The 12,615-nt window shown below is 68.8% G+C and carries 15 protein-coding genes, 1 tRNA gene and 1 pseudogene; 7 read left to right on the top strand and 10 right to left on the bottom strand.

The features are described from left to right. The first annotated feature begins 22 nt into the window (after positions 1 to 22). Positions 23 to 96 (top strand) — tRNA-Met (locus OHA89_RS36215). Here OHA89_RS36215 and OHA89_RS36210 read toward each other — a convergent pair. Further along, positions 94 to 333 (bottom strand): annotated as a pseudogene (locus OHA89_RS36210) (helix-turn-helix domain-containing protein); the annotation flags it as partial. The gene OHA89_RS36215 and the pseudogene OHA89_RS36210 sit on opposite strands and share 3 nt — an antisense overlap. A 357-nt stretch (positions 334 to 690) precedes the next feature. Between OHA89_RS36210 and OHA89_RS36205 the strand changes: the two are divergent. The 4 genes from OHA89_RS36205 to OHA89_RS36190 all read left to right on the top strand — a co-directional run bounded on the left by OHA89_RS36205 (position 691) and on the right by OHA89_RS36190 (position 3,128). Beyond that, positions 691 to 918, top strand: coding sequence for a hypothetical protein (locus OHA89_RS36205; protein WP_266612165.1), 228 nt, complete (start codon positions 691 to 693; stop codon positions 916 to 918). Positions 919 to 977: 59 nt separating this feature from the next. Then, positions 978 to 1,907, top strand: coding sequence for a YybH family protein (locus OHA89_RS36200; protein ID WP_406367990.1), 930 nt, complete (start codon positions 978 to 980; stop codon positions 1,905 to 1,907). A gap of 193 nt (positions 1,908 to 2,100) precedes the next feature. Beyond that, positions 2,101 to 2,832, top strand: coding sequence for an SDR family oxidoreductase (locus OHA89_RS36195; RefSeq protein WP_257558814.1), 732 nt, complete (start codon positions 2,101 to 2,103; stop codon positions 2,830 to 2,832). 113 nt (positions 2,833 to 2,945) lie between these two features. Then, entirely contained in the window at positions 2,946 to 3,128 is a 183-nt protein-coding gene (locus OHA89_RS36190) for a hypothetical protein (RefSeq protein ID WP_266612163.1), read from the top strand. A gap of 582 nt (positions 3,129 to 3,710) precedes the next feature. Here OHA89_RS36190 and OHA89_RS36185 read toward each other — a convergent pair. Beyond that, positions 3,711 to 4,181 (bottom strand): DIP1984 family protein, encoded by a 471-nt coding sequence (locus OHA89_RS36185; RefSeq protein ID WP_215140531.1) that lies wholly within the window; start codon positions 4,179 to 4,181, stop codon positions 3,711 to 3,713. 351 nt (positions 4,182 to 4,532) lie between these two features. Further along, positions 4,533 to 5,441, bottom strand: a complete 909-nt coding sequence (locus tag OHA89_RS36180; protein WP_266612161.1) for an NAD(P)-dependent oxidoreductase — start codon at positions 5,439 to 5,441, stop codon at positions 4,533 to 4,535. Between the two features lie 84 nt (positions 5,442 to 5,525). On the opposite strand from OHA89_RS36180, the gene OHA89_RS36175 reads away from it, so the two are divergent. Then, entirely contained in the window at positions 5,526 to 5,888 is a 363-nt protein-coding gene (locus OHA89_RS36175) for a helix-turn-helix domain-containing protein (RefSeq protein ID WP_266612159.1), read from the top strand. Positions 5,889 to 5,991: 103 nt separating this feature from the next. On the opposite strand, the gene OHA89_RS36170 is transcribed toward OHA89_RS36175, so the two are convergent. From OHA89_RS36170 to OHA89_RS36155, 4 genes are all read right to left on the bottom strand, one after another. Beyond that, on the bottom strand, positions 5,992 to 6,210 hold the full coding sequence (locus OHA89_RS36170; protein WP_266612158.1) for a hypothetical protein: 219 nt from the start codon (positions 6,208 to 6,210) through the stop codon (positions 5,992 to 5,994). 97 nt (positions 6,211 to 6,307) lie between these two features. Beyond that, positions 6,308 to 6,568 carry a hypothetical protein gene (locus OHA89_RS36165; RefSeq protein ID WP_257558809.1) on the bottom strand — a complete coding sequence of 87 codons (261 nt, stop codon included), beginning with the start codon at positions 6,566 to 6,568 and terminating at the stop codon, positions 6,308 to 6,310. Next, a complete protein-coding gene (locus OHA89_RS36160; RefSeq protein ID WP_406367989.1) occupies positions 6,565 to 6,870 on the bottom strand; it encodes a DUF6247 family protein in 306 nt (101 codons plus the stop codon). Before OHA89_RS36160 ends, OHA89_RS36165 begins: the two co-directional genes overlap by 4 nt. 365 nt (positions 6,871 to 7,235) lie before the next feature. After that, positions 7,236 to 7,520, bottom strand: coding sequence for a hypothetical protein (locus OHA89_RS36155; RefSeq protein ID WP_215140352.1), 285 nt, complete (start codon positions 7,518 to 7,520; stop codon positions 7,236 to 7,238). Positions 7,521 to 7,831: 311 nt separating this feature from the next. On the opposite strand from OHA89_RS36155, the gene OHA89_RS36150 reads away from it, so the two are divergent. After that, a complete protein-coding gene (locus OHA89_RS36150) occupies positions 7,832 to 8,305 on the top strand; it encodes an ATP-binding protein (RefSeq protein WP_266612153.1) in 474 nt (157 codons plus the stop codon). A gap of 145 nt (positions 8,306 to 8,450) precedes the next feature. On the opposite strand, the gene OHA89_RS36145 is transcribed toward OHA89_RS36150, so the two are convergent. The 3 genes from OHA89_RS36145 to OHA89_RS36135 all read right to left on the bottom strand — a co-directional run bounded on the left by OHA89_RS36145 (position 8,451) and on the right by OHA89_RS36135 (position 12,587). Continuing rightward, a complete protein-coding gene (locus tag OHA89_RS36145) occupies positions 8,451 to 10,175 on the bottom strand; it encodes a BCCT family transporter (protein ID WP_266612614.1) in 1,725 nt (574 codons plus the stop codon). 265 nt (positions 10,176 to 10,440) lie between these two features. Beyond that, positions 10,441 to 11,532, bottom strand: coding sequence for a 2,3-diaminopropionate biosynthesis protein SbnB (gene sbnB / locus OHA89_RS36140; RefSeq protein ID WP_406367988.1), 1,092 nt, complete (start codon positions 11,530 to 11,532; stop codon positions 10,441 to 10,443). Further along, positions 11,529 to 12,587 carry a TauD/TfdA family dioxygenase gene (locus tag OHA89_RS36135; RefSeq protein ID WP_406367987.1) on the bottom strand — a complete coding sequence of 353 codons (1,059 nt, stop codon included), beginning with the start codon at positions 12,585 to 12,587 and terminating at the stop codon, positions 11,529 to 11,531. Before OHA89_RS36135 ends, sbnB begins: the two co-directional genes overlap by 4 nt. Between the last annotated feature and the right edge of the window lie 28 nt (positions 12,588 to 12,615).

Below are 12,615 nucleotides of genomic sequence, written 5' to 3'. Positions count from 1 at the left end.
GCCGTAGGGTGGGGTTCACCGACGCGGGGTGGAGCAGCTCGGTAGCTCGCTGGGCTCATAACCCAGAGGTCGCAGGTTCAAATCCTGTCCCCGCTACTGATGGAAGGAAGGGCCCGGATCCCCAGGGATCGGGGCCCTTTTGCCGTGTCCCAACGTTTCAGGCTGGTCGGCCAGTACCTGAATCTCGTCGGTGCCGGCGGAGTTGAATGTCTCGCGGTAAGTGCGCGGCGGTACCCCGACGTGTGCCTTGAACAGGGTCCGGAAGTTGGCCGGCGTGCCCAGGCCGCAGCGCCGTGCGACAGCTTCGACCGTCTGATCGCTCGATTCCAGGAGTTCCCGTGCGGTCGAGCAGCCAACTCATGGGCGGCCGACCGGTGTCGGAGTAGCGCGGCGGTGACCGCGGCGGAGGGTGGGCCGGGCTCCAAGTACCCCGGGACCATCACGGTGTCCGCGGTCTCCAGGGCGTCCAACCCATCGGCGACGGACAATGCCGGGCCTCCGTGCACCGAGACCAGCCCAGGCCGTTCCGTGCACACCGTCATCGAGTATCGAGTGCGAGGACGTTCTCGAGCGCCACCACGACCACGTGGTGGCTGCCGCCGGAGGCGTGAACTCCCATGGCATGATTCTATCGCTGCATGGCACGAGTGCCACTGACTCCCACGCTCTGTTCGTGCCTACGGTCATTTCATGACTGATGGAGGCGCTTTCCTGCCGCCCCTGCCGGACGTGGTGGTGGCCCAGCGGGCCGGCGAGGACGCCTCACCGGTGCGGTCCGCCGCCTCACTGCCACCCCGGCCAGGCACATCGAACCTCACGACGAACGGGCGCTACGGGAAGTACCGGAACGTCTGGCCCGCGGCGACCGAGGAGCTCATCAAGCAGGTCCAGGAAACCGCCTGGACCCGCACGGTGTGATCCGGCACCGGCGAACGCCGGCCAAGGCCAGGGCCCGTCACGCCGACACCACGCGACCGGTGCCCCGCAGCTACGTCTTCGCCCGCGCCCACGCCCGGCACCAGGGGCTGCGCGCAGGTACCGACTACGATGACGAACTGCTGTTCATCAGCTGCGTCCTGCACGACATCGGGCTGAGCAACGAGGGCAACGGCGATCAGCGTTTTGAGGTCGACGGTGGCGACACCGCAGCGGTGTTCCCCCGCGAACGCGGCGTCGGGGAACGGCGTATCGCCATCGCCTGGGACGCCATCGCGCTGCACACCTCGGACGGCATCGCCGGGCGGAAGGGCACCGAGGTGGCGCTGGCGCAAGCGGGCATTGGCACCGACATCCTCGGAGTCCGGCGCGAGAGCCTTCCGGCCGGCCTCGCCGACGAGGTGCACGCCCTGCTCCCCCGCATGGACCTGGGCTACGCGCTGAGCGACGCGATCGTCGCCCAGGCCAGGTCCAAGCCGCAGAAGGCGTCTCCGCTGACCTTCCCGGGAACGCTGCTGCGCCACCATCTGCCCTACGGCGCTCATCCTGACTGGTACGACCTGATTGCCGCGGCAGGCTGGGGCGACAAGCCCGTCGGCGCCGTCGCCCGGCGCCGTGCGGAGACGCCCGAGCAGGTCGGGGCCATGTTCATGGAGTACCTGGAAGCGGGTGACATCGAGGGGCTGGTGTCGCTGTACGAGCCGCACGCGCACTTCGTCCCCACCCCCGGAACCCACCTGGTGGGCACCGAGGCCATCCGGAACGCCCTGCAACAGCTGATCGACAACGGCGCCCGCCTCAAGCTCGAGCTGCGTGAAATCCGGCAGGTGGACGACGTCGCCCTGGTGTCGAACACCGCCACCCTGACGGGCGTCGGCCCCGAGCCGGTGATCTCCACGACCACGGAGATCCTCCGACGCCAGCCGGACGGCGGCTGGGTCCACGTCGTGGACGACCCGTTCTTCAGCTGACCGCATCGGCGCTACGTAGTCAGGCTCGGGCTCGGGTCCGCCTTCCGCGCGGCGATCGCCGGCTCGGTCAACGCCCACTGCGCCTACCGGTACCCCCGTACCTTGGCGGGCTGAGCGCCAGGTCCGATTCCCGCCAGCGCCGGCGAACACCGTCTCGTTTCATTGAACCAGCAACCAATGACGAGGAGAGCGCATGAACGGCAAGGCGGTTCTGGTGACGGGTGGCAGCCGGGGCATCGGCGCGGCGATCGCACTGGCCATGGCTGAGGCGGGAGCCGATGTGGCCATCACCTACACGGCCAACGAGGCGGCGGCCAAGGAAGTGGTCCGCAGGATCGAGGCGATCGGCCGCCGGGGCGTCGCCGTCAGGGCGGACGCGGGCGACGTCGGGGACGCGGCGGGTGCCGTTGACTGGGCGGTGCAGACACTCGGCCGGCTCGACGTGCTGGTCAACAACGCCGGCGCGGGCGTCCTGGGCCCGCTCAACGGGCTGACGCTGGCCGACGTCGACCGCGTGCTCGCGGTCAACGTACGAGGTACCTTCCTCGCCTCGCAGGCCGCAGCCGCTCACATGGGCCGGGGAGGCCGGATCATCACCATCGGCACCTGCATGACCCAGCGCGTACCGGGCCCGGGCGGAACGCTCTACGCGATGAGCAAGTCGGCGCTGACCGGGCTCACCAAGGCTCTCGCCCGGGAGCTCGGCGGACGGGGCATCACCGCCAACATCGTCCACCCCGGGCCGGTCGACACCGACATGAACCCGGCTGACGGACCCCACGCGGACCCCCAGGCCGCGATGACGGCCCTCGGCCGGTTCGGCCGTCCTGAGGAGATCGCAGCCACGGTTGCCTTCCTCGCCGGAGACGGAGCCGACTACATCACCGGCTCCGAGTTCTCCGTCGACGGCGGCCACGCCGCCTGATCGGGCCGGACAGTGCCCTGTCCTGCCCCTCGTCGCCTTGTATGTGGCGACGGGGGGCAGGGCTTCGACCGCAGAAGGCCGCCTCCTCCCGGAGGCGCCACCAAGGAGACTTGATGGAGACTGGCAACGAGACCGCGCTGATCGTGCGGCCCGAGGAAGCCGAGTACGTAGCGCTGCCGCACGGCGGAGGCTTCCGGCTGCTGGCCGACGCCGCCGAGCTCCTGGCGGTCCTGACACCGGGCATCGATCGCTTCGGATACTTCTCCGGACACTGGGCCGCATCCAGCACGGCCTGAACTCCTTCGACAGCCTGCTGCCCGAACAGGCCCGCTACGACGTGCACTTCCTCGAAGCGACAGCCTGGCGTTCCGCCCGGACCGCGTAGCGGCTCGGCGGTGCCGGGACCCGGGCTCGGCTCCCCGTTGGCGCCGACTGGTCGTCGACGGTGCAGATGCTCTGGATGCCCGTGCCCAGGAGGACCGGGGGGCGGTGGTGATGACGAGTTCGTCGAGGATGCCTTCGCGCAGGAAAGTCTGTGCCAGTGGAACCCGGCCTTCGCGCGCCCCGCAGGAGGTCAGACAGCCCTTAGGCGGCCCGCACTGCCCGCGCACGACACGGCGCCCGGACCGGGAGCGTGAGCTCCCGGTCCGGGCGCCGTCCTGCGATGCGGATGCCCCGAACCCGCCCTCGTCACGACCGGATCTGCACGTGGTGATGAAATGTGCGCGATGCGCTGTGACTCGTCACGCTGCTGAGCTGCACTGTCGTCTCGGGAGTCGAACCCGATGCGCTGCTCTCCGCGCGCCAGCCGGGCCGGTAACCGCCGGCCCTCGGTTGTGCACGCCTCCGGAGCGACTACCTGCTCCACATCGCGGGTCTCAGTCCAGGAGGTCGGCCTCCCAGTTGGTGCGCTGGATGCGTACGTCGATCTCGCGGATCTCGCGGGCGGCGTCGTCGGCGCGGGCGCGCAGCTCGGCGACGGGCAGCGCGGGGAGCACCATCAGCTCCGAGCGCAGCTGGCGGCCGTAGCCTCGGTCCCCGCTGCCCGCGGCGGCGTCGGCAGCCGAGGTGAGCACGGAGTGGCGCAAGCGCAGGGTGTCGCGGCGCGCGAGGGCGTCGGTGAGGGTGCCGTCGGCGCCCATGTCGACGGCGGCGTTGGTCCGGTTGATACGCCGGATCAAGGACTCCAGGGCGTCGAGGGTCTCGGTGACCTCGGCGAGCAGCGCTGCCGGGTCCTCGGCGGGGGTCTCGCCCTCTTGGTGACGGGCGTTGGCCACGATGCGGGCCCGCAGCTGTTCGACGCGGCGAGCCGCCTCCGCGCGCTCCGCCAGTGCTTCGCCGAGCTTCATCGTGATGGGTCCCATCCCCTGGTGCCATTCGTCGCGCGGTACTGCGGTACCGCTGCGCCGATCACCCTACGTCACGTCACGGCACGGCCGGCCCGGCTTGTCGGATGGTGTCGGGTCCGGGCAGCATCCTCCCTGCCCCGCCTGGGGGAAGGAGGGCCAACCGCCCCCACGCTCCCGGGTGCCACATTTCTCACCGACATCCCCGGGCATCTCGAGTGAGAGCCGATGCCGGGAATCACCGACATCCGCTCTTCGCTCTCACCTGCGTAGCCATTCCTACACTTCAGGCAGCCCCCGGACGCGAGCTCCTCCTTGTAGGCCAAACCGTGTGTTCATCAGTCCCGCGTTCGGTCAGCGCGGCTCTCGGATGCTGTCGATGATGCGGGTCCAGTTGTCGCCGCCGTGTCCGTTCTCGATCGCGCGCCGGTAGTGGGCTTGCACGGCCAGGGGGAGAGCGAGGTCGAGGCCGAGTGACGTGCTGGTCTCGACGATGTGGTCGGACGTCGCGCCCATCATGGTGACCGTGCTGAGGTCGCCCGGATGCTCGCCGGCATCCAGCGCGGCGCCGGGGGTCGCTTCGCCGGCCCTCAGGATGGCGCCGATCGAGTCGGCGGAGGAGAGCAACTCCGGCAGTGTTTCCTTGGCCTTCATTCCTGCGGTGCCCAGCATCGCGGTGGCGTGCATCAGCGCGGACAGGGTGGTGAGGAACACCGCGAGTTGGGCTTGATACATCATCTGGGCAAGGCCCGGATCCTCGCCCAGATACTTTGGCGTGCCGAGCGGTGCCAACGCCGCCCGGTGATTCTCCATCACCTTGTCGGGGCCGCTGTAGTAGACGTGGGCCGCCTCCGTGCCGATCATCGGCGCCGGGACCATGACACCACCGGTGAGGAAGGCGGCGTCGTGGCCCGCCGCCCAGGTTGCTGCCTTGCGTGTGCGGTCGGGCGTGTCCGAGCTCAGGTTGACCAGCGTCCGGCCGGCGAGTGATGCGGTGGCGCTGTCGAGGATGTCGTACATCGCCTGGTAGTCGGTGAGGCTGAGGATCACGAGGTCACTCGCCCCGACCGCCTCGCCAGGTGTTGCCGCGAGCGTTGCTCCGTCGGCGACGACGCCGTCGGCCCGGCCGGCGGTGCGGTTCCAGACGGTGACCGGGTGGCCGGCGGCGAGGAGGGTGCGCGTCATCGCCTGGCCCATCGGGCCAAGCCCGATCACGGTGACAGCGCTGTATTGCCTGGTGGTGTGGCTCTGTTGTTCGTTCACCCCTCCATGCTCGGAGAGCGCCACTACTCTCGGAAGTACCCACTATTTTCTGCGGTACTTACCTTTTAGTAAGGAGGGTCAGTGATGGCCAAAGCGCCGAGGCACGGGCCTTACATCTGCGGCATCGACGCTGCACTCGACGTGGTGAGCGGCAAGTGGAAGGGACTGATCCTCTGGGAACTTGAAGCCCATGGCGTACGCCGCTTCGCCGAGCTCCGTCGCGGTCTGCCCGGAGTGAGCGAGAAGATGCTGACCCAGCACCTGCGTGAGATGGAGGAAGACGGACTCGTGCACCGGGAGGTCTACGCCCAGGTGCCGCCACGGGTGGAGTACTCCCTGACCGAGCACGGGCGCACGCTCAATCAAGCGCTCGGACCGCTCGGCGCCTGGGGAGGTGAACGGATGCGTCGCGAAGGCTTCGAAGTGGTCGACATAGCCGACTGCTGATCGCACTCGGCGCTGAAACCGCGATGGCTGGCCATCAGTCCGGATTACCCCAAAAAGATCACCAACGGCATCCAGAAGGGCGGTCAGAACCCCCTAGTTGGCCCTACTCTTCCTCGACCGCCCCGGCCCCGACGCGGCTCGGCCGCTTCAGCCACTCGTAGACGCCGATGCCGAGCACCCCGCAAACCGACGGGACAGCCAGCGCGTAGAACCACCAGACGCTGAGGGTGACCCCGAAGTACACGCACGCACCGCCCAGCACGGCGAGCATGGCCATGGAGAGCAGGCTGGAGTAGAACGTGACGGAGTGATTCTTGGACACATGGACCCCCGGGTGCGGACGAAGGCCGTCAGCATAGATGCCCCTCCCGCCTGCCGGCTCCGGAGAAACCAGAACGCTCGCACGCCAAGTGGCCGGCTTAGCCGAGCCAGACGATGTCCAGGACCGTCAGGTGCCGAAGCGCACGGTTCGCGAAGTAGATGACGGACAGGCGGCCGGCGGACGCGATACGGACGTCTTCGCCTTCAGGGTCACCGGCGTCCCACTGGCGGAAGCCCCACGGGTCGGCCGCAGCGGCGTCCAGCAGATCCCACACTGTCTCTTCCGCGTGCTCGGGCAGTGCGGCGAGCACCTTTGCGGCGGGCGGCGACAGCCGGACCGCGTACGGTCGGCCGCTCACCGGCGCCCGTTCCGGAGCTCCTCCATGTCCACGAACCCGGTCTCGTCGCGGCCGGAGGCGAGGAACGCGTCGACCGCCGGGGCGGAGGCGACGCGGGCCTGCCAGACCTGGACGACCTCGTACAGTGTGGTGAGGGAGAACGAACGGCGCGACTCCTCCAACGCCGCCGCCCACTCCCGCTCGAACGCCGGCACCCACCGCTCTGCGCGGCGGTCGGCACGCAACTGCGCGAGTAGTTCGCCCGGAGCACCCGGCGCGGGCGCGTACGGCGGGACGGATACGTGATCGGGCTCCACGCTCATCGGCTGGTCCTCCCGGTGGGGGTCATACCGCCACGGTACGCGCGCGGGAAGGCCGTGGAAGCCGGCATGGGCAGATCCCTCCTGCAGGGTCCGGGAACGGGCGACGGCCTAGACGTGATTCCGCAGCGGGTGCCCTGCTTCTCTCAGGCAGTCTGCGTAGTTGAGGAGGCCGGCCCTGGGGCAGGCGGAGTCGGGCGAACCCCTGTTCAGCACACAGCAGCAGAGCAGTAGAGCAGCGCCCCGGACCGAAACACGTTACGGGGCGCTACTGCTGGTGCTGCTCGGCGGTCACAGCAGTCACCAACCGGACAGACACATCCGATCAACTGACCACCCATCAAAGAGACACGCCGGCCCGAACACTCTCACGCGGAAGCCACGACCTCACCGGCCATGACCTGAGGAGGGTTGGGGAGCAGTGACGCAAGGTTGTCCCGCACGAAGTCCGCCGCCCTCGACACCGATTCCTCGGCACCGGCCCGGTCCCGGAAAACGCTGGTCGAGACCATCACTCCGTCCCCGGCATCGACCCAGTAGTAGGCCACGAAGCCGGAGACCTGCTGCATGAGCGGCACGAACCCCTCCTTCACCAGGCGTCCTGCCTCGGTCGGATCACTCACCCCTTCGTACCGCCGGACTGCTGCGTACATCGTCGAGCTCCTCACCGGGGTTGTGCGTTCATCACCCGCCGAGTCGTCGTACCCCTGGGACAGCGGCCCGGCTCGTCAGAGGTGCGGCAATCACCTGAAGGGCGGCCTCAAATGATCCGAACGGCGGCCGACCGCTGAACGGTGTGCGACGGCCCGTACCTACACCTCACCCCGGCAGCGGCTCGCCAGGCCCCGCCGGCCCCGGCCGCCCGCCGGGCTCGAAGAACCGCCGCCACCCACCACAAACTCGCTTCTCCCTCATCCCCACAGGAGCGATGATCTCCACGAGGGCTCGATGAGGGTAGGGGATCATGGACGACCGACGACCAAGACTGGTACTCCTGTGCGGCCTTCCCGGTGCGGGGAAGACCACGGTGGCCAAGAGGTTGGAGCGGGAACTTTCCGCTGTGCGTCTGTGCCCGGACGAGCGGCTTGCGGAGCTGGGCCTTGACCTCTTCGACGGCAAGGCTCGGGACCGCATCGAACGTCGCCTGTGGCAGCACGCCCAGGATCTGCTGACTTCCGGAGCCGTTGTGATCTTGGAGAATGGCTTCTGGCAGCGTCACGAACGCGATGAGAAGCGGCTCCGAGCTCGCGCGCTCGGGGTCGAGGTCGAACTGCGCTACCTCGATGTGCCGATGGCAGAACTGGAGCGGCGCCTCGCCCTCCGGAACCAGGAGCCGGGCTCGGTCGTTCTGACGCCCGAGCTGCTCAGGGAGTGTCAGAGTCAGTTCGAGGCCCCGACTCCGGCCGAGCTGGACCTGTTCGATCCGCCACTGCCTTAAATGGCGTGTGGATCGTGCCCGTGACCGTGCAGCGGATACCGCGCCCGCGTAGGCGGGCGCGGCTCTTCCGGGACGCGTACGCCGTGTCCGCACCTACCCGGAGTCGCCCGGCCGGGCCCGTGGTGGCGTATGGCGGGTGTGCCCGTCAGGGGGCCGGGGGCGGGGGTCCCGGGTCTTTGCGGTCGCGGTCGTCCTTCGCTTCCCCCGGTGCCTCGTCCTTCGCCGGGCCGATGCGGATCTCGAACTCGCCCGCGTACTTCTCGTGGCCCGCGATCACGGCTTCCTCCATCGCCTCCGTGGCGAGTTCGCCGCGGACGATCAGCGGGTCCCGGCGGAGGTCTCGCAACAGGGCCCAGCACATGCCGATCATCACCAGGACGAACGGTGCGGCAACGAGGATCGTCAAGTGTTGCAGGCCCGCGAGGGCGTCGCCCTTGCCCTCACCGACGAGCAGCATCACGGCCGCCACACCACCGGTCACCACGCCCCAGAAGACGACGATGAACCGGGCGGGTTCGAAGGTGCCCTTCTGGGAGAGGGTGCCCATCACGATCGACGCCGCGTCGGCGCCGGAGACGAAGAAGATGCCGACCAGGATCATCACGAGCAGGCTCATCACGCCGGCGATCGGGAACTCCTGGAGCACACCGAAGAGCTGCGCCTCGGGCGTGGTCGCGTCGCCGAGCTTTCCCTGCTCCTTCAGGCGCATGGCCGTACCGCCGAAGATGGCGAACCAGACCAGGCTCACGGTGCTGGGCACCAGGATGACGCCGCCGACGAACTGACGGATCGTACGGCCCCGGCTGATGCGGGCGATGAACATGCCGACGAACGGCGTCCAGGAGATCCACCAGGCCCAGTAGAAGACCGTCCAGCTGCTCAGCCAGTCGGCGACGTCACCGCCGCCGGTGGACGCCTCGGTACGGCCGATCAGCTGGGGCAGCTCGTCGAAGTACGCGGCGAGGGAGGTGGGGATCAGGTCGAGGACCAGGATGGTGGGGCCGACGATGAACACGAAGACCGCGAGGACGGCGGCCAGCACCATGTTGATGTTGGAGAGCCACTGGATGCCCTTCTCCACGCCGGAGACGGCGGAGAAGACGAAGCAGACGGTCAGCACGGCGATGATGGCGACGAGCAGGCCCGTCCCGGCTTTGCCCAGCCAGCCCACCTCGTGCATGCCGCTGCCGATCTGGAGCGCGCCGAGTCCCAGGGACGTGGCGGAGCCGAACAGCGTGGCGAAGATCGCCAGGATGTCGATCACCCGGCCGGGTGCGCCCTCGGCGCGCTCCTTCCCGAGGAGCGGGATGAAGACGGCGCTGATCGTCTGCCGCCTGCGGCGCCGGAAGGTGCTGTACGCGATGGCCAGGCCGACCACCGCGTAGATGGCCCACGGGTGCAGCGTCCAGTGGAAGAGCGTGGTGGCGAGCGCCGTCTGCATGGCGTCCGCCGAGTCGGTGGGGTCGGTGCCCGGCGGCGGAGTGGTGTAGTGCGCGAGGGGTTCGCTGACGCCGTAGAACATCAGGCCGATGCCCATGCCGGCGCTGAACATCATGGCGACCCAGGAGACGGTGCTGAACTCCGGCTTCTCGTGCTCCTGGCCCAGCTCGATCCGTCCGTACCGGCTGATGGCGAGCCAGAGAGCGAAGACGACGAACCCCGAGGCGACCAGGACGAACGCCCAGCCGGCGTTGTGCATAAGGCCGTTCAGCAAGATGTCGGAGACGCTCTCCAGCGAGCTGGTGGCCGTGGCGCCCCAGATCACGAAGCCCAAGGTCAGCACGGCCGCAACGCCGAAGACCACCCGGTCGGTGACGGGCGCCTTGTCCTCGTGCGGGTGCCGGCCGGGCAGTGCCGCCTTCACGGGCAGCCGCAGCCTCTGCCCCCGTTTGCGTTGCTCCTGAGACACAGGCGGCACCTTTCGCGATCACGGCCCGATTTGGCTTCTGCTATCCCGTACCACGGCGCGCACACCTGTCCCGGCATCAACAGGCGTCGATCGGGCCCCTCTGCCAGGTCATAGGCCGCACGGGTGTCTAGACGGGTGTCGAGGAGGAACCGCACGAGAGCTCGCTGCGACTGCCTCCGCGCGCGGTACGAAGATCACGGCATCCGCACCCCATCCGGCGGGCCGCTCATCCGTATCGGCTCACTTCGTGGAAGAAGCCGTCGATGACGTGCAGTTGCCCGGTGCGGGCGGCCTCGTCGTAGACGTGTTTGCCGACGGCGAGGTCGAGTACGCCCAGGCCGAAGGGTGAGAACACCACCGGCCGGTCCTGCGGCAGCGCCGCGCGGCCGGTCATGACGTCGTGCAGCGTGCCGGTGAGGAAGTCGCGGTTCCCGGTGAGCTGTTCGGCCAGGTGGGGTGAGGTGTCGGCTTTGAGGCAGTGCTCGATGTCGTCGACGATGTTGGTCGCGGCCAGCAGGATTTCGGGGGCGAGGTCGCGCAGTGACACGTGCAGGACCAGGGGGTTGTGGTCGAACCATGCCGGGTCGGTTATGTGCGGCCGGTCGGCGACGGTGGCGAAGACGAGCAGGTCGCTGGAGCGGATCAGCTCCTCGGGACTGTCGTGCACGGTGATCCGGGTGGTCGGATGGGTGGCTTGCAGGTAGCTGTGGAAGCCGGCTGCGCTGTCGGCACTGATGTCATGGACGCCGATCTCGTCGAAGGACCAGCCGGTTGCGGTCAGGAAGGTATGGATGTAGCGGGCGATGAGGCCCGTTCCGAAGAATCCGATGCGGGCCGGTCGTGTCCCGCGGCCTTGGCTGAGCGTCTTGGCCGCTGATGCGGCCATCGCGGCCGTTCGGGTGGCGCTGATGATGGAGCTTTCCAGGCAGGCGAACGGGTAGCCCGTGTCGTGGTCGTTGAGTATCAGCACCGCCGAGGCCCTGGGGATGCCGGCCTGCACGTTACTGGGGAAGCTGGAGATCCACTTGATGCCATCCACCCGCGCCTGTCCGCCGATCGATGCGGGCAGCGCGATGATGCGGGCGTTCGGGCGGTCGGGGAAGCGCAGGAAGTAGGAGGGCGGGTTCACCGACTCCCCGACGGCGTGGAGCTGGTAGGTGGCCTCGATCAGCTCCATGATCTGGTGCTCCTGGCCCTGGAGGGTGTGCTGGACCTGGGCTCCGGAGATCACGGCGAACGGGGGCACGGCGATCGGCGGTGACACTGCGTGCGGGTCGGACATCGGGGGCTGCGTGGCAGTGGGACGGGACGTGGTCATCGCGTGCTCCCTTCGGAGGCTGCGGTCGGGGTGGTGGTCGGGAAGGAGGTCGGGGTTTGAGGTGCGGCCATGGCGACGAGGACCTCGCGCGGCGGCTCGAACGGTTCCCTGCTGTGGGCGGTGCGGATGTTGTCGATGAGCATCAGGTCGCCGGACTGCCACGGCTCGCGGATGGTGTGCTCGGCGTAGACCGTGTTGATCAGCTCGACGATGTCCTCGCCGATCGGGTCGCCGTTTCCGAAGCGGGTGTTGAACGGCAGGGCTTCGGGGCCGTAGACGTCGACGAGGTACTCCCGTACCTCGGGCGCCAGCGTCCACTCGTTGAGGAACGCGATCTGGTTGAACCAGCAGCGTCGGCCGGTGGCCGGATGGCGCACCACGGCGGGGCGGCGCTGGCGGGTGCGCAAGCCGCCCTCGTGTTGCCAGGCGAACTCGATGGCGTTGGCGCGGCAGTAGTTCTCGACGTCCGCCCGGCTGTCGGTGCCGAATGCCTCGGTCCAGGAGGCGCCGATGTCGTCGTTGTAGGTGCGGGTGAGCAGCCAGCCGTCCTGTTCGAACCGCTGGACGAGTTCCGGCGGCAGCGCATCCAGGACGGTGGCGGAATCCGCGAGGGCGGTGGCTCCGCCGGCGGTGGGCGCCGTCAGGCAGGCCAGCAGCAGCAGACCGGGAGGGCTGTGGGTGTAGCTGAGCTCGTGGTGCATGCACATGGGCTGGTTGGCCGGCCACGCCGTGGAGGAGTACACGCCGGGCGTGTAGGTCTGACGGGGGGCGAAGGCTTCGGTGTCGGTCATCAGGGCGGGGGCCAATCGGCCGAAGACGGCGCCCACCTCCCCGATGTCGCACAGGCCGAGCCCGCGGACGAGTACGGCGCCATGTTCGGTGACGAGTCCGTGCAGTGTGTGGCGGTGTTCGGCTGCCCAGGCCGACAGGTCGGCCGGGACGGGGGTGGGGACGTGCAGTATCGGGGGTTTGCCGGGATGCAGGTCTACCTGGGGCACGGACGCGGAGGAGGGCACAGGGCTGGGGCTGATCGGGGCGGGGCTGGTGAATGACATGGTCTTTGTCCTTTCGGTGGTGCTGAGG

The sequence above is a fragment of the Streptomyces sp. NBC_01546 genome (genome assembly GCF_045208355.1).
Classification (GTDB): Bacteria; Actinomycetota; Actinomycetes; order Streptomycetales; family Streptomycetaceae; genus Streptomyces.
The sequence above is the reverse complement of the archived record's forward strand: the minus strand, read 5'-3'. Positions and strand labels throughout refer to the sequence as shown.